This is a genomic window from Mycolicibacterium setense (assembly GCF_000805385.1).
GTDB lineage: Bacteria > Actinomycetota > Actinomycetes > Mycobacteriales > Mycobacteriaceae > Mycobacterium > Mycobacterium setense.
On record NZ_JTJW01000010.1, the window covers coordinates 74,668 to 90,731 of the forward strand.

Sequence of the window (16,064 nt, forward strand, 5' to 3'; positions counted from 1 at the left end):
CAAAAACCCGGCCGCTACTTGAGCAGTCGCGACATCCGCCGGTCGGCCAGCACCTTTCCCCCGGTCTGGCACGTCGGGCAGTACTGGAACGACTTGTCCGCGAAAGACACCTCGCGCACCGTGTCCCCGCACACCGGGCACGGCAACCCGGTGCGGGCGTGCACGCGAAGCCCGGAGCGCTTCTCCCCCTTCAGCGTTGCGGCCTGCTGGCCCACCGACCGTTCGACGGCATCGGTGAGCACCGAGATCATCGCGTCGTGCAGTGCCCCGAGTTGCGCATCGGTCAGCTTGCCCGCGGTCGCGAACGGCGACAACTTGGCCACGTGCAGGATCTCGTCGCTGTAGGCATTGCCGATACCCGCGATCACCTTCTGATCCGTGATCACCGTCTTGATCCGTCCGCCCTGTCCGGCCAGCACACCGGCCAGACCCGCCGAATCCAGCGACAGCGCATCGGGTCCCAGCGAGGCGATCTGCGGCACGTCGAGCGGATCGGCGACCACCCACACCGCCAACCGTTTCTGGGTTCCGGCCTCGGTCAGATCGAAGCCGACGGAGTCGCTGCGGCCCGATGTCGCCGCCGGGGCGGCTCCGAGGTGCACGCGCAGGGCGATCGGGCCCTTGCCCGGCTTGAGCGGCGTCGTCGCCAACTTGTCCGACCACCGCAGCCAACCCGCCCGCGACAGGTGCGTGATGAGGTGCCACGGGCCCACTTCCAGACCGAGGTACTTACCCCAGCGGTTCGCCCCGGTCACGGTCTGGCCGTGCAAGGCGGTGGTCGGCGGATCGAACGTCTTGAGGACCGACAACGCCGACACGTCGATCCGGGTGACCACCCGCCCCGTCGCATTCCGGCGCAGATGGTCGGCCAGCGCCTCCACTTCGGGCAGTTCAGGCATGGCTCCAGTGTGTCAGCGAAACGCCGCGCATGCTGTAGACATGTCCGACCGGCCTGCTCCCGGAGCGACCAACCCGATGCGCAACATCTTCGTGATCAACAGCGTGCCGCGGCGGTGGCCGTTCGCGTTGCGCGCCGGAATCTGCATGGCGGTACCGGTTCTGGTGGGCTGGCTGGCCGGCGACACCACCGCCGGATTGATCGCCACCATCGGCGGATTCACGTCGCTCTACGGCAGCGGCCGGCCCTACCTCAATCGCGGTGGATACCTGGCGGTGGTCGTGGTGTGTTTCGCCGCCGTGGTGGCCCTCGGGGATTGGGCATCGTCCGCGCCGTGGCTGGGCGTGCTGACCGTGACGATCATCGCCGCGGTCGCCACGCTGGTCTGCCATGCCCTGAGCGTCGGACCGCCCGGGGCTTACATGCTGGTGCTGGCCTGCGCGGCCGGTACCGGCACCCCGGCGACACTGCATCTGAGCCCGGGCCATCACGCCGCGCTCGTCCTGGCCGGCGGTGCATTCGCCTGGTTGGTGCACATGTCCGGCGCGCTCATCAGGCCGCGCGGACCGGAGAAAGCGGCCGTGGCCGCGGCAGCCGCCGCCGTCGCGGCCTACATCGACACCATCGGCGACGCCCCGGATGCGCAGGCCGCGGCGCGGCACCGCGCCGCCCTTCTCCTGCACACCGCGTGGGTCACGCTGGTCACCTATCAACCGGTACAACCCAAACCCGACCAGGCGCTGTACCGGCTGCGGGTCGTCAACCGCCGGCTGCACGTGCTGTTCGCCGAAGCCATGCGGGCCGCGGACAGCGGTCAACGGCCGGCACGTGACAGCGCCGCCCTGGCGCGGCACCTGGCCACGGTGCCGGCCGATGCCGTCACCGATGAGCATGGCGCCGAAGGCATTCCGCTGGGCCGCCCCAGCGCGCTGCAGCTACTGCGCCGGGCGGTGACGCCCGGTTCGGTGTCACTGCAGCTGGCACTGCGGGTGGGCATCGCGGTCGCGATCTCGGGCGTCATCGCCGTGCTGATCTCGCAGGCCCTGACGATGACGCACGCCTACTGGGCGATGGCCGCCGCGGTGCTGATGCTGCATCAAGGCTTCGACTGGCAACGCACGGTGGCCCGCGGCGTCGAGCGGACGCTGGGCACCTGGCTGGGGCTGGGCGTGGCAGGCGGGATCCTGGCGTTGCACCCGCAGGGCCTGTGGCTGGTGCTGGTCATCGGGGCGTTGCAGTTCATCATCGAGATGTACGTGGTGCGCAACTACACCCTGGCCGTCGTTTTCATCACGCCCGCCGCGCTCACCATCGCCTCCGGCGGTCAACCCGTCGACAACCTCGGCGAACTGCTGCTCACCCGCGGCAGCGACACCCTGATCGGCTGCGCGGTGGCCCTCGCGGTGTACTGGGCCACCCAACGTCTGCGCCACCCGACCGGCCTTCACCATGCGATCACGGCCACGCTCGACGCGGTCACGGCCACGTTGCCGCATCTGGCGGCCGACGACGCCACTTCCCCGTCGGCCCGTACGCACCGGCGCGATCTGCAGTTGCGCGCCATGGAACTGTTGCCTGCCTATGACGCGGGCGTCGGAGGTTCAGCCGCGCAACGCCTTGGGGCCGAACGCATGTGGCCGACGGTCGTGGCCACCGAACAACTCGCCTACCGCACGCTGGCGGCTTGTTGGGGCGCCGAGCGAGACCGCGACACCGAGGCCGGCGCCGAAGCGGCCGCCGACACCGCGGCCGCGCTGAGCGAGCAGGCGTCTGCCCTACGCGAGAGCCTTGACGAACGACAGTAGCCAGCTCACCAGCGACAGCACGATGGCCGCCCAGATGGCGGTCCACCAGAACTCGTCGATGTGCAGACCCCAACCCGTGGTGTTGTCGGTGATCCACGAGGTGATCCACAACATCAGCGCATTGATGACGATGTGGATCAACCCCAGCGTGAGGATGTAGAGCGGGATCGACAGAATCTGCACGATCGGCTTGACGAACGCGTTGACCAATCCGAAGATCACCGCGACGACGAAGATGATGCCGACCCGCGCGATGGTCGTGTCACCGCCGATGAAGTAGATCCCCGGCACGACGAGAGTGACCACCCAGAGCGCGAATCCGGTTATCGCGGCGCGCAGGAGAAATGAGCTCATGGCGGTCTAGTCTGCCGAGCGCAGCAGGTATGTGTCCATGATCCAGCCGTGCCGTGCTCTGGCTTCGGCACGCGCAGCAACGATTTCGTCGCCGATCTCGCCGACCGTTCCGGCATAGAGCAACTCATCGGGGGTGCCCAGATAAGCACCCCACCAGATCCGGGTCTGCGGCGGGCACTGCTGGAACGAACAGTCCGCGTCGAGCATCACCACGGCGCTGCCGGCCAGTCCGTGCTCGCGCAACTGGCGTCCGGTCGTGATCAGCACCGGTTCACCGACGTCGTTGAGCGGGATGCGGTGACGCGCGGTCAGCACCTGGATCGCGGTGATACCGGGGATCACGTCGTACTCGAAATCGACATGCTGCCCGACCATCTCCAGGATCCGCAGCGTGCTGTCGTACAGCGAGGGATCACCCCAGGCCAGGAAGGCCCCGACGCCATCGGGGCCGAGTTCCTTTTCGATCGCCTCAGCCCAGATCCGGGCCCGCTCGGCATGCCAGTCCGCCACCACCTGTCGATAGCCCGGCGCATCACCGGCCGCGGCGCGCGGCGGATCGACCAATTCGACGAAGCGATAGCCGGGATCGGTGATAAAACGGTCGCAGATCAGCTTGCGCACGGCGATCAGATCGTCGGCAGAGCCCCGACGCTGCCCCTTGTCCATCGCGAAGAACACCTGCGTGTCATTGAGTGCGGAAACGGCCTGAGCCGTGACGAAGTCCGGGTCACCGGCTCCGATTCCGATGACATGGATGCGACGCACCGTCGAAGGTTAACCGAACCGGAACGGAGTACCCCAAGTACCCGGTACCCGGGGTATTGACATCATGCATTGTCGGTACCTAACGTCGGAGTGAGGGGGACCACAAACGAAGGGAAAGTCAACGGTGACAACTTCGGTCAGACCCGGCGAAGGCTCGGCCAACGCTGCGCGGCGGGACGCGTTCTCCGAGCGCCTGCTCAAGGGTTCGGTTCGCAAGTCGTATGCACCCGTGGTGGATATCGACTGGCACGCGCCGCTGGATCCCGACAAGTTCTTCCTGCCGCCGAGGATCGTGTCACTGTACGGAACGCCGTTGTGGGACAGCATGTCTCGCGAAGAGCAGATCGAGCTGTCGCGCCAGGAACTGGCCAACACCCTCTCGGCGGGCATCTGGTTCGAGAACATCCTCAACCAGGCACTGCTGCGCAAGATGATGCACCAGGATCCCACCTCGAATTCCACGCACTACGAGCTCACCGAACTGGGCGACGAAACCCGCCACATGGTGATGTTCGGCAAGGCCATCGACAAGATCGGCGCCAAGCCTGTGCGGCCACGGCTGTACCAGCGCATCATCATCAACTCGCTGCCGTTCTTCTTCCGCGGCTCGGTCCTGTGGGTGGCCGCGCTGGTTGGCGAGGAGATCTTCGACTCGCTGCAGCGGCAGATGATGGACGACCCCGAGCTGCAGCCCATGGTGCAGCGCCTGATGCGGATCCACGTCACCGAGGAGGCCCGTCACATCCAGTTCGCGCGGGACGGCCTGCGCCAGCGCACTCCGTCGATGCGTTGGTACAAGCGCGCGTGGGTGGCCAACCTCAACGGCGTCGGCGGTTTCTTCTTCCGCTACCTGTTCACCAACAAGGTGCAGTACGCGCGCGTCGGCCTGAATGCCCGGGCCGCGCGCCGGATGGCACGGGCCAGCGCCCACCGTCGGGAGGTGCAGATCTCCGGCTTCGCCCCACTGGCCGCCTTCCTCGAAGAGGTCGGGCTGATGGGCCGCATCGGACGGCGCATGTGGCGGCGCTCGGGCTTCCTCCCGGCCAAGACGCCGCTGCCGCTCACCGCGGCTGCCACGCCCGCCGAAAGTTCCGAAGAAGGCGTCACAGAAGAGGTGTACGACGGTTTCGCGATCCTGGACAACGGTGACGGCGATCGCCGGGTTCACGTGCGCCTGACCGGCCACTTGGACCCGATCGACGGTCAATATCATTGGCGTGGAACGATTCTCGACGCGCCGAGCACCGTGGCGGCCGGCCGCGTGCGGTTGAGCATCGGGACCCGTACTGTCGACGCCCGCATCACCGAGCGCACCTCACAGGGCACCCACTCGATCGCCGGCGTCGGTGAGCCACCCTTCGAGCTCGATGACGTGGAGGTCAGCGCCGCCGGGTGAGAACCGAGCGGCCGAGCAACGCGACCGCGAACACCGCCCCGCCGATCCCCGAGATCAACAGCGGCAGTTGGCCGGGCTGACCCGGAATGGCAGTCCAGAGCAGCCCGGCCCACACTCCGGCGGCCAGCAGGGCGAATCCGCTGAGCCCCTGGAACACCCCCTGCGCACTGCCCTGCAGGTCGGAGCCGACCAGCGAGGAAACCCAGGCCTTGCTGACGCCGTCGGTGCACCCCGTGAACAATCCATAGGCCCCGATCAGCAGCCAGGCCAACAGCGGATCGTCGGTCAGGCCCAGACCCGCGTAGCCGATTGCGAAGAACACCAGGCCGATTCCGAACACCGGTAGTCGACCGATCCGGTCGGCGAGCAGCCCGGCCGGGAAGCTGGAGAGGGCGTAGACGGCGTTGTAGGTGACGTAGGCCAGGATCACCTCGACCACCGAGAAGCCGATCTCGTTGAGCCGCAACAACAACAGCGCATCGGGAAAGTTCACCAGGGCGAAGGCCACCAGCACGGCCGTCACCCGCCAGTACCGCGCGGGCAGCTCGCGCACCCGGGCGAACACCGGCTCACGCTGCTTGACCGGTTGGAGCTGCTCAGCACGCTTCCCTGTGCGCTTTTCCGAAACCAGGAACACCAGCGCCACGCTGAGGACTGCGGGCACCACGGCAACCCAGAGCAGCGGCGCGATCTGATGGTCGAGCAGTTCGTACCCCGCCAAGCCCAGCAGCGGACCGACGACCGCCCCGAAAGTGTCCATGGCCCGGTGGAATCCGAATACCCGACCGCGGGCGGTGGCGTCGATGTCGGCGACCAGCAGGGCATCACGTGGAGCGCCTCTGATGCCCTTCCCCAGGCGGTCCACGACGCGTCCCGCGAGCACACCGGGCCACGCACCCGCGGCCGCGACCATGACCTTTCCCAGCGCCGCCATGCCGTAGCCGGTGGCGATCAGGGGGCGCTTGGCGAATCGGTCGCCGAGCGGACCCGCGGCCAGCTTGGTCATCGCGGCGGCGCCCTCGGCCGCGCCCTCTACCGCGCCGACCACCGCGGGCGGTGCACCGAGCACGGCCGTCAAATAGACCGGCAGCAGCGGGTAGAGGAGTTCGCTTGCGGCGTCTTGCAGGAAGGACACGGCGGACAGCACCCGAACATTGCGGGTCAGCCAGGCGGGCACCCGGTCATCATGCCTGACGGTGCGCCTCCACGGCGGTTGCCGAAGCGATAGGTGGGATCCACGGCCCAAGAGGCCGTGGTGACACATCGGGCCATTCGCCTCCGACGGTTCTAGAACACGTTCTAGTCTTGCCTGATGCGGTTCACCTACGCCGAAGCCATGACCGATCCCACCTACTACATCCCGCTGGCCCAAGCGGCCGAGGCGGCCGGCTATCACGCCATGACGATCGCCGACAGCGTCGCCTACCCGTTCGAGTCCGACTCGAAGTACCCCTACACCCCTGACGGCAACCGGGAGTTCCTGGACGGCAAGGCATTCGTCGAAGCCTTCGTGATGGCCTCGGCCCTGTGCGCCGTCACCACCACGCTGAAGTTCAACTTCTTCGTGCTCAAGTTGCCGATCCGGCCGCCTGCCCTGGTCGCCAAGCAGGTCGGCTCGCTCAATGCGCTGTTCGACAACCGGCTGGGCCTCGGCGTCGGCACCAGCCCGTGGCCCGAGGACTACGAGTTGATGGGTGTGCCGTTCGCGCGACGCGGCAAGCGGATGGACGAGTGCATCGACATCATCCGCGGACTGACCAGCGGTGAGTACTTCGAATACCACGGCGAGTTCTATGACATCCCCAAGACCAAGATGACGCCGGCGCCGTCGAAGCCGGTGTCGATCCTCGTCGGCGGACACGCCGAGGCCGCCCTGCGCCGCGCGGCCCGCAACGACGGCTGGATGCACGGCGGCGGTAGCCCTGAGGAGCTCGACCAGCTGTTGACGCGGCTCAACCAGATCCGTCAGGAGGAAACGGACACGGCCCAGACCGACGATTTTCAAATCCACGTGATCTCGGGAGACGCATTCACCCTCGACGGGATCAGACGGCTCGAGGACAAGGGCGTCACCGATGTGATCGTCGGCTTCCGGCTGCCCTACATCATGGGCGACGACCCCGAGCCGCTCGACCGCAAGATCCGCCATCTGGAGAAGTTCGCCGAGAACGTCATCGCGAAGGTCTAGCGAGGTCCCGGCGGGCTGTCCGTGCGCCGCTTTCCACACCTGGGTCGTGCCCGGCGTCTGCCAGCAGCCCACGTGTGGAAAGCGGTGCACTTTTGGGCTGCCGTTTGAGGGAACACTCGCCGCCCCGTTAGCGTTGCACCCGCCGTTCTCGCCCAACGCTGCCCGAGAGCTCAGTCCGGCAACCCCCTGAAAGTGCCGGGATATTCAGTCGACTCGGAAAGCCTGCGAATGACGACGTCCCTCGAACGTGCCACTCCGATGGGCGGCCCACCGCCCGTCGGAGTGGGCGGCCCGCCGCCGCGCGCCATCGTTGCGCCCGATCCCACGGTGCGCATGCTCGCGGTGCTCGCCCTGGCCCTCGGCGGCTTCGGCATCGGCACTACCGAATTCGTCGCTATGGGGCTGCTGCCCGACATCGCGGCCGGATTCGGCATCAGCGAGCCCACCGCGGGCCACGTCATCTCCGCGTACGCGCTCGGTGTCGTGGTCGGCGCTCCCGTCATCGCGGCGCTCACCGCCCGCTGGCCCCGCAAGGCCCTGCTGCTCACGCTGATGGCGGTGTTCACCCTCGGCAACCTCGCCAGCATGCTGGCGCCCACCTATCCGACCCTGGTGATCGCCCGGTTCGTCGCTGGTCTTCCACACGGCGCGTTCTTCGGGATCGCCGCGCTGGCCGCCGCCCACCTGATGGGCCCGCAGAACCGGGCCAAAGCCGTGGCCTATGTGTTGTGCGGGCTGACCGTCGCGACCGTGTTGGGTGTTCCGCTGGCGTCCTGGCTCGGCCAGGCCCTCGGTTGGCGCAGCGCCTTCGGCCTGGTGGTCGGCGTCGGCCTGATCACCCTGATCGCCCAGTGGCGCTGGTTGCCCGCACAGCTGCGCACCATGCACGTCACCAGCCCGCTCACCGAACTGGGTGCGCTGCGCCGTCCACAGGTGTGGCTGGCGGTGCTGGTCGGAATGATCGGCTTCGGCGGCATGTTCGCGGTGTACACCTACATCAGCACCACCATGACCGATGTGACCGGCCTGCCGCGGGCGACGGTTCCCGTGGCGCTCATGGTGTTCGGCCTGGGCATGGTCGTCGGCAACCTGATCGGCGGCCGGTTGGCCGACACCTCGGTGATCCGCGCCCTGTACCTCTCGCTCGGTTCCCTCGCCGCGCTGCTCGCCGCGTTCTCGCTGGGTGCGCACAGCCCGTGGACCGCGCTGCCGCTGCTGTTCGGCATCGGCGTGGCCGGCTCGGCCGTCGGGCCCGCGCTACAGACCCGGCTGATGGACGTCGCGCGCGATGCCCAGACCCTCGCCGCTGCCCTCAACCATTCGGCGCTCAACATCGGCAACGCCACGGGCGCCTGGGTGGGCGGCCTGGTGATCGCGGCCGGTCTCGGTTACACCGCGCCGGCCGCCGCGGGCTCGCTGCTGGCGATCGGTGGCCTGCTCGTGTTCACGGTGTCGGTATCACTCCAGAAGCGGACCGCTGTTCGGTGACGACGGGATGATGTGCACCGCGGCTTCTTCGGCAGATGCCGCACCGCCGTCGATGCCGACGTCAGTCCCGAGCAGCTCTGCCTCGTCGTCCACGCCGAAACCCGCATCGGGGGCGACCAACCGACCCGAACGCCGATCTCCGACCTCGTCGTCACCTGCCTGCTCGTCGACATAATCGGATTCGTCGAGCCGCATGGCCGGATCAGGTTCTTCCTCGGCCAGGAGCTCATCGAGCGTCTCGTGCTCACGCGGTTCGCGCCAGCGGTCCGGCGGCGAGTAACCCTCGTCCAGCAAGTCGTCGACCCCCCGGTCGATCAGGGTGTCCTCTTGAGTCAACTGGTCGTCGTCGTCGACGCTGTACCCGTCACTACTCATCTTTCAACGATGTCACAGCCGACGGCTACCTGAGCCGGTGTTGGCCCGTGGAGATGGACCCGAGATGTGCGCGGCGCGAATGCCGTCGACCGTCACCGAGACCGTCCCCGATCAGGACTCGCACGGTGGGCCATCCCGAGCCCGGCAGGCGGGCTGCCTTCCTGAGAAATTCCACACTTTCAGCTGAGAATCATGGAATTTTCGAACCCGAATCCGGATTAAACGTTATAGGCAGCGACCGGACGTAGTGGGACTTCCGGTGCGGCCTGCAACGGAGGGTTGGGAAATGAAGACATCTACCATTGCCGCATTAGCCGCGGGCACACTGGCCGCGGGCGCGTTCTTCGGTGGCATCGCCGCTGCCGCACCGACCGGACAGTCGGCCGAACAAACCGTGAAAAGCCTGCAGACCAGTGGATACCACGTCATCGTCAATCGCACGGGCACCGCACCTCTGGCCAACTGCACCGTGCTGGGTGTGCGCCAGGGGCAGACCCATGCCACCAACGATTCCAGGGGCGGCGGTTCGATCAATACCACCGTCATTTCGAAGACGGCATATGTCGAAATCGCGTGCTGAATAGGGAATAAAACCGGGCACACATTTTCCGAACACACCATTCCGGACATAGCGGTCCGGTGAAATTCGGTGCCCGCAATCGGCCGCACGATGAGTGCGGCCGATTTGTTTTGGGGCGGGGGCCCGATCGGGAGCGCCTGGCTTGTCGGGGGGTCGGCGTACGGTACCGAACATGAGTTCGATAATGGTCTCCGAGCGAGACATCGAGCGGACGATTGTCGGTGAGGCACTCGATCACCTGCACGCCGCCTGTAAAGAAATCGACGCGCTGTCGGTGCACGCCCTGACACGGTCGGAACTCCACGAGGTTTTGAGCCGGCTCGACGCCGGGGAGAAACGACTGGCGACCGCCCAGCAACGGCTGCTCGGGCGGATGGTCGCCACCAACACCGCATCGCCGCCGCGGTTCGATCCGGCCGCCGTGCTCGCCAGACGGCTGCGGATCTCACCGGCCGAGGCGCAGCAACGGATAGCGGCTGCCGGGCAGACATCCGACTGAGATCCGCATGAAAGTTCGGCGGCGCCGGCAGTGGGTATCCCACCCGTCGTGGCATTTGATCTCACCCCCACCGCGGCACAGCATGACCTGGGCCGCCGTACACACGAGTTCGCCGAACAGGTCATCCGGCCGGTCGCCGCCGAATACGACCAGCGGCAGGAGTTTCCCTGGCCGGTGCTCGAAGAAGCGGCCGTCCAGGGCTTCTACAGCCCGCTGTTCTATCGGGACCTGATCGGTGATCCCACGGGGTTGTCCTTGCCGATGTTCATGGAGGAGCTGTTCTGGGGCTGCGCCGGAATCGGATTGGCCATCGTCATGCCGGCGCTGGCGCTGTCGGCGATCGGCCAGGCCGCGTCCCCGGAACAGATGCTTCAGTGGGCGCCCGAATGCTTCGGCACCGCCGGTGATCTCAAGCTGGCCGCCCTGGCCATCTCTGAGCCCGAGGGCGGCAGCGATGTGCGAAACCTCCGCACCTACGCCGTCCGGAGCGGGCCCGGCGCGGAGGCGGACTGGATCATCAACGGCCACAAGATGTGGATCGGCAACGGCGGTATCGCCAACGTGCACGTCGTCAACGCCGTCGTCGACAAGGACCTCGGCCACAAGGGGCAGGCGTTGTTCGTGGTGGAAGGCGGCACGCCCGGTTTGGAGATGGTGCGCAAGCTCGACAAGCTGGGCTGCCGCGCCTCACACACCGCGGAGCTGAAGTTCAACGACGTCCGGGTACCCGCCGGCAATCTGCTCGGCGGCCACGAGAAGTTGGAGCGCAAGCTGGCGCGGGCTCGAGAGGCGGTCGAGGGAGGCAGGAATTCCGGGTCCGCCACGCTCGGAACCTTTGAACAGACTCGGCCGATGGTGGCCGCCCAGGCACTCGGAATCGCCAGGGCGGCATTGGAATACGCCACCGAGTACGCGAACCGCCGGATCGCCTTCGGCGGCCCGATCATCGACAACCAGGGCGTGGCGTTTCCACTCGCCGACCTGGCCACACAGATCGATGCCGCCCGGCTGCTCACCTGGCGCGCCTCTTGGATGGCCGCGACCGGCGTGCCGTTCGAGCGTGGCGAAGGCTCGATGTCGAAGCTCGCCGCCAGTGAGGTTGCTGTACGGACCACTGAGCGGGCCATCCAGACCATGGGCGGCTGGGGTTACGTGACGGATCACCCGGTCGAGAAGTGGTACCGGGATGCCAAGCTGTACACCATCTTTGAGGGCACCAGCGAAATCCAGCGCATGGTCGTCGCGCACGCGCTCGGCGCCGCCGACGGTAAGCCGCCACTGCACGTCGACCTGGAACCGTCGGGTGGGCCTTTGAACAGGTGGTTCGGCCGCGGAACGCCGCTGCGCACCCGCACCGCCGATGCCGCGCTGTCCGCCAAGGACCGCATGCCCGAGCCGGTCATGCGATTGGCGATGAAAGTCTTACGCCCGCCCCGCAGGTAGGAGGGGGACCGGATAGATTCCACCTCCATGACCGTCTCCGTCACCGTCGACGAGCTCGTAGTCGCCGACCCACCCGACGCCTGGACGCGAGCCGGGTTCAGTGTTGACCCCGGCGGAGACGCGGCCCCGGTCTGCCGGGTCGGCGACGTCCGCATCCGACTGGCCGGCACCGATCGCGGCACCGGCATCGTCGGGTGGTCGTTGAGCGGCCTGCCATCGTATTGCATTGACGACATCGACGGCATCCCGACGACGCGGAGCACCGCCACGTCGGACACCTCCACGTCCGACACCGCCATCACAGCACCGGCCACGCACCCCAACGGCGCCACCGCGATCGACCACGTCGTGCTGCTGTCCCCCGACCTGGACCGCACGGTCGCGTCGCTGGCCGCTGTGGATCTGGCTCCGCGCCGGGAACGCAACGGCGAACTCGGCGGGCGGCCCATCCGTCAGGTCTTCTTCCGGCTCGGCGAGGTGATCCTCGAGGTGGTCGGTTCACCGGAGCCGGCGGGTGACGGCCCGTCGACTCTGTGGGGGATCACCTACGTCGTCGCCGACATCGACGCGACCGCCGAGTTCTTCGGTGATCACACCGCGCCGGTCAAAGACGCCGTCCAGCCAGGCCGCCGGATCACCACGGTCCGGCACAAGAGTTTCGGGATGTCGGTCCGCACGGCGGTGATCTCCGCGACTCCTCGCCGCTGACGTGTGTCGGGATACCGGCCGCTCGATGCTGTTGCCTATCCTCAGCGCATGACCGACGCCGGAAACCTCAGCAGCGACGTCGTAGTCATCCATACCGACGGCGGCTGCCGCCCGAACCCCGGCCCGGGCGGATGGGGAGCCGTGCTGCGCCTGCGTGAGCACGTGCGGGAAATGTACGGCGGCGAGCCCGGAGTGACGAGCAACAACCGGATGGAGCTGATGGCCCCGATCATGGCGCTCGAGGCGCTCACGCGGCCCGTGGTGGTGCATCTCCACACCGACAGCACCTACGTTCGCAACGGCATCACCAAGTGGGTCCTCGGCTGGCAGCGCAACGGCTGGCTGACCGCGGCGAAGCAGCCGGTGAAGAACGTCGACCTCTGGCAGCGACTGCAGGCCGCCTGTGAGCGGCACGAGGTCGAGTGGTTCTGGGTGAAGGGGCACTCGGGTATCGCCGACAACGAGTTGGCCGACGTCCTGGCCACCCGGGGTATGGACGAGGCGATCGCCGCGGCCAGTCTCGGCGTCTAGTCAGCTTCCGGGAATCACGATTCCCACACCACTTCATCGGGTGTCTTGTCCGGCCGTAGCCCACGCCAGCTGGGCTGGCGCAACCGGTGGTCCGAGGTGCGCTCGCTGTAGCGCACCTCCCCCACGAGTTCTGGCCGTACGAATGTGACGCCCTTGGCATCGAGCTTCGGCAAGGGCTCGACGAACGGTGACTCCTTGGTATGCAACGGTTTCAGTATGCCTTTGAGCTTTGCCAGCTCTTTCTCGGTGAACCCGGTACCGACGCGCCCGGCGAAGTGCAGGCCGTCGGGGCCGGGCACGCCGAGCACCAGGGCGCCGATGCCGCTGCTGCGCCCGCCCTCACCTTGACGCCAGCCGCCGATCACCACTTCCTGGGTGTTCCAGATCTTGTCCTTGATCCACGACGCCGAGCGCCGGCCCGGCTGATAGGTCGAATCCCGTTTCTTGGCGACCACACCTTCGAAGCGACTCTTGCGGGCATGTTCCATGGCCTCGGGACCGTCACCGGCCAGCTGCTCGGGCACGATGAGTCCACCGCCGACGGCCAAGGCATCCAACACCTTTCGACGATCCGAATACTTGGCCCGCAGCAGGGATCTGCCGTCGAGCCACAGCACGTCGAAGGCCCAGAACTCCACCCGGGTGGAGCGGGCCCGGTTCTGCATCTCGCCGAAGCTGGGCACCCCGTGGTCGTCGAGCGCCACCGCCTCACCGTCGAGCACCACATGGTGTTCGGCGAGGTCGGCTGCCAGTGCCCGCAATTGCGGATACTCGGCGGTCACGTCCCGCCCGCGGCGCGAACGCAGTTGCAGCCGGCCATGATCGGCCTCGACCAGCAAACGGTAGCCGTCCCATTTGCCCTCGAACGCCCACTGCGTGGCCTTCAGCTTGGCCACCGAACCTTCTGTCGCCAGCATCGGCGCGAAATCCTTGGGATCGGCCGACTTCTGCTCTTTCATCCGGTGCGCGAGCCAGTTCTTGCCGTCGGTCTGGATCAGCGCGTAACGCCCGGAGATCTTCTCCCCGTGCAGCGTGACGATGACCTCCCCACCCTTGTCCGGGCCGTCGGGCGCATTGTCGTTGAACTTCTCGGCCTCGTACGTGCCGGTATCCCAGACGATGACCTTGCCACCGCCGTACTCGCCCTTGGGTATCTCGCCGTGGAACGTCAGATATTCCATCGGGTGATCCTCGGTGTGCACGGCAAGGTGATTCACCGATGTGGTGTCCGGAAGATTCTTGGGTACGGCCCAGCTCACCAGTACGCCGTCGCGCTCGAGCCGGAAGTCGTAGTGCAGCCGTCTGGCGTGGTGCTCCTGGATGACGAACTTGTCGTTGTTGCCCGTCGCGGGCGATTCCCGCGGCACCGGCTCAGGAGTCTTGGCGGCGTCACGCATGCTGCGGTACGTGGTGAGTTTGTCCGCCCCAGGCACGTCTTCGTCGAGCCCGGCCAGTAGGTCGCCGTCATCGGAAACCCGTTGCAGCACTTCATCGAAGCGCAGGTGGCGCAGATCCGGATCACCGATTTCCTCCCAGCTCCGCGGCGCGGCGACGGTCGGATGCTCCCGTCCTCGCAGCGAGTAGGGCGCGATGGTGGTCTTGGCCCCGCTGTTCTGACTCCAGTCCAGGAACACCTTCTGCGCCCGCAGGCTGCGGGTCATGGTGGCGGTGACCAGTTTGGGCATCGCCTGTTCCAGTTGCACTGCCACTCGCTTGGCCAGTACCGAGGCCCCCCGGGAGCTGATCGGATCTGCCAGCGGCACATACAGGTGCAAGCCCTTGCTGCCGCTGGTGAGCGGGTACGTCGTCAACCCGATATCGCCCATCAGATCGCGCACCGCCTGGGCCACCTCGCACAATTGCGGCATGGTGACGCCCTCGCCGGGATCGAGGTCGAACACGATGCGGGTGGCCGGGCCCTGACTTCCGTCGGGGGTGAACCGCCATTGCGGCACATGCACTTCCAGCGAAGCCTGCTGCCCGATCCATGCCAGGCCCTCGCGGGTGTTGATGACGGGGTACGCCGTGGTCCCGGATTTGTGCACGATGGTGCCGCGCTCCAGCCACTCCGGGGCCGAAGAGGCCAGCTGCTTTTCGAAGAACGACGCCTCGGCAACCCCGTTGGGCCAGCGCTTGCGGGTCACCGGCCGCCCGGCGATGTGCGGCAGCATCACCTCGGCGATGCTCAGGTAGTAGTCGAACACCTCGGCTTTGGTGGTGCCCGACGCGGGATAGAGCACCTTGTCTGGGTTCGTCAGCCGAACCCGCTCATAGCGCTCCACGACGCCCCTCCATGACGCAAACGTATACCCACATCCGAGACACAGACCCCGTCGACATGTGAGCATGTCCCGATGGCCTCCAACCGTCTGCACAGTTTGCTCCCGCGAATGGCGCTGGCCGTATTGATGCCCGCGGCGGCCGTTTTCGGCGGTCCAGCGCCCGCGGCAACCGCCGAACCTTGCTCGGACATCGAAGTGGTGTTCGCCCGCGGCACCGGCGAGCCGCCCGGCATCGGCCGGGTGGGCCAGGCGATGGTCGACCGGCTCGCAGCCCTGGTCGCGCCCCGCAACCTCGGCGTCTACGCGGTCAACTACCCGGCCGGGATCAACTTCCTCACGACCGCCGACGGCGCGAACGACGCGGCCGGTCACATCGCCTGGCTGGCCGATCAATGCCCCGGCACCCGGGTTGTGCTCGGCGGCTTCTCACAAGGAGCGGCGGCAGTGTCGATGCTGGCCGGGGTACCGCCGATCGGTGACCGGATCGGCACAATCGGCTCGGCTCCCCCGTTGCCGCCGTACAGCGCTGACCGGGTGGCCGCGGTCGCGGTGTTCGGCAATCCAGGCAACAGGTTCGGCACACCGCTGTCGGGCACCGGGCAGTTCGCCGGACGGGCCATCGACCTGTGCAGCCCCGGCGATCCGATCTGTATCCAGGGGGGACGCACCCGCGCCGCGCACAGCAACTACGAACTTCCGCCCTATCCCGATCAGGCGGCTGGTTTCATCGCGGGACGGCTCTAGCCCACGCC

Annotated in this window: 16 protein-coding genes; 10 read left to right on the forward strand and 6 right to left on the reverse strand. The window is 67.2% G+C overall.

The annotated features are described in order from the left end of the window. Positions 1-14: 14 nt before the first annotated feature. A complete protein-coding gene (locus tag QQ25_RS25615) occupies positions 15-899 on the reverse strand; it encodes an Fpg/Nei family DNA glycosylase (RefSeq protein ID WP_039324726.1) in 885 nt (294 codons plus the stop codon). 40 nt (positions 900-939) lie between these two features. On the opposite strand from QQ25_RS25615, the gene QQ25_RS25620 reads away from it, so the two are divergent. Continuing rightward, the gene (locus QQ25_RS25620) at positions 940-2,703 is read left to right on the forward strand and encodes an FUSC family protein (protein ID WP_039381908.1); all 1,764 of its coding nucleotides are present in this window, start codon (positions 940-942) and stop codon (positions 2,701-2,703) included. Here QQ25_RS25620 and QQ25_RS25625 read toward each other — a convergent pair. After that, complete coding sequence (locus QQ25_RS25625) at positions 2,674-3,057, reverse strand: phage holin family protein (protein WP_039324731.1); 384 nt, start codon at positions 3,055-3,057, stop codon at positions 2,674-2,676. The two genes, QQ25_RS25620 and QQ25_RS25625, sit on opposite strands and share 30 nt — an antisense overlap. A gap of 6 nt (positions 3,058-3,063) precedes the next feature. Beyond that, complete coding sequence (cobF, locus tag QQ25_RS25630) at positions 3,064-3,822, reverse strand: precorrin-6A synthase (deacetylating) (protein WP_039324733.1); 759 nt, start codon at positions 3,820-3,822, stop codon at positions 3,064-3,066. A gap of 124 nt (positions 3,823-3,946) precedes the next feature. On the opposite strand from cobF, the gene QQ25_RS25635 reads away from it, so the two are divergent. After that, positions 3,947-5,218, forward strand: coding sequence for a diiron oxygenase (locus tag QQ25_RS25635; protein ID WP_039324735.1), 1,272 nt, complete (start codon positions 3,947-3,949; stop codon positions 5,216-5,218). Here QQ25_RS25635 and QQ25_RS25640 read toward each other — a convergent pair. Then, positions 5,202-6,395, reverse strand: coding sequence for an MFS transporter (locus tag QQ25_RS25640; protein WP_039381909.1), 1,194 nt, complete (start codon positions 6,393-6,395; stop codon positions 5,202-5,204). The two genes, QQ25_RS25635 and QQ25_RS25640, sit on opposite strands and share 17 nt — an antisense overlap. A 135-nt stretch (positions 6,396-6,530) precedes the next feature. Between QQ25_RS25640 and QQ25_RS25645 the strand changes: the two genes are divergently transcribed. Beyond that, entirely contained in the window at positions 6,531-7,406 is an 876-nt protein-coding gene (locus QQ25_RS25645; RefSeq protein ID WP_039381912.1) for an LLM class flavin-dependent oxidoreductase, read from the forward strand. Between the two features lie 258 nt (positions 7,407-7,664). Further along, on the forward strand, positions 7,665-8,894 hold the full coding sequence (locus QQ25_RS25650) for an MFS transporter (RefSeq protein WP_052236147.1): 1,230 nt from the start codon (positions 7,665-7,667) through the stop codon (positions 8,892-8,894). Here the strand turns inward: QQ25_RS25650 and QQ25_RS25655 are convergent. Beyond that, positions 8,865-9,269 carry a DUF5709 domain-containing protein gene (locus QQ25_RS25655; protein WP_039381913.1) on the reverse strand — a complete coding sequence of 135 codons (405 nt, stop codon included), beginning with the start codon at positions 9,267-9,269 and terminating at the stop codon, positions 8,865-8,867. The genes QQ25_RS25650 and QQ25_RS25655 overlap by 30 nt on opposite strands. A 286-nt stretch (positions 9,270-9,555) precedes the next feature. On the opposite strand from QQ25_RS25655, the gene QQ25_RS25660 reads away from it, so the two are divergent. The 5 genes from QQ25_RS25660 (at position 9,556) to rnhA (ending at position 13,030) form a co-directional block, all read left to right on the forward strand. Further along, the gene (locus QQ25_RS25660; protein WP_039324743.1) at positions 9,556-9,849 is read left to right on the forward strand and encodes a hypothetical protein; all 294 of its coding nucleotides are present in this window, start codon (positions 9,556-9,558) and stop codon (positions 9,847-9,849) included. A gap of 172 nt (positions 9,850-10,021) precedes the next feature. Then, on the forward strand, positions 10,022-10,348 hold the full coding sequence (locus tag QQ25_RS25665) for a hypothetical protein (protein WP_234706204.1): 327 nt from the start codon (positions 10,022-10,024) through the stop codon (positions 10,346-10,348). Positions 10,349-10,396: 48 nt separating this feature from the next. Beyond that, positions 10,397-11,791 (forward strand): acyl-CoA dehydrogenase family protein, encoded by a 1,395-nt coding sequence (locus QQ25_RS25670; RefSeq protein WP_039381915.1) that lies wholly within the window; start codon positions 10,397-10,399, stop codon positions 11,789-11,791. Between the two features lie 27 nt (positions 11,792-11,818). Beyond that, positions 11,819-12,499, forward strand: coding sequence for a VOC family protein (locus QQ25_RS25675; RefSeq protein WP_039381916.1), 681 nt, complete (start codon positions 11,819-11,821; stop codon positions 12,497-12,499). A 48-nt stretch (positions 12,500-12,547) separates the two neighbouring features. Continuing rightward, on the forward strand, positions 12,548-13,030 hold the full coding sequence (gene rnhA, locus QQ25_RS25680; RefSeq protein ID WP_039324751.1) for a ribonuclease HI: 483 nt from the start codon (positions 12,548-12,550) through the stop codon (positions 13,028-13,030). Between the two features lie 14 nt (positions 13,031-13,044). Here rnhA and QQ25_RS25685 read toward each other — a convergent pair whose 3' ends face one another. After that, positions 13,045-15,312, reverse strand: coding sequence for an ATP-dependent DNA ligase (locus QQ25_RS25685; RefSeq protein ID WP_039381918.1), 2,268 nt, complete (start codon positions 15,310-15,312; stop codon positions 13,045-13,047). A gap of 126 nt (positions 15,313-15,438) precedes the next feature. On the opposite strand from QQ25_RS25685, the gene QQ25_RS25690 reads away from it, so the two are divergent. Continuing rightward, a complete protein-coding gene (locus QQ25_RS25690; protein WP_052236148.1) occupies positions 15,439-16,056 on the forward strand; it encodes a cutinase family protein in 618 nt (205 codons plus the stop codon). Positions 16,057-16,064: the final 8 nt, after the last annotated feature.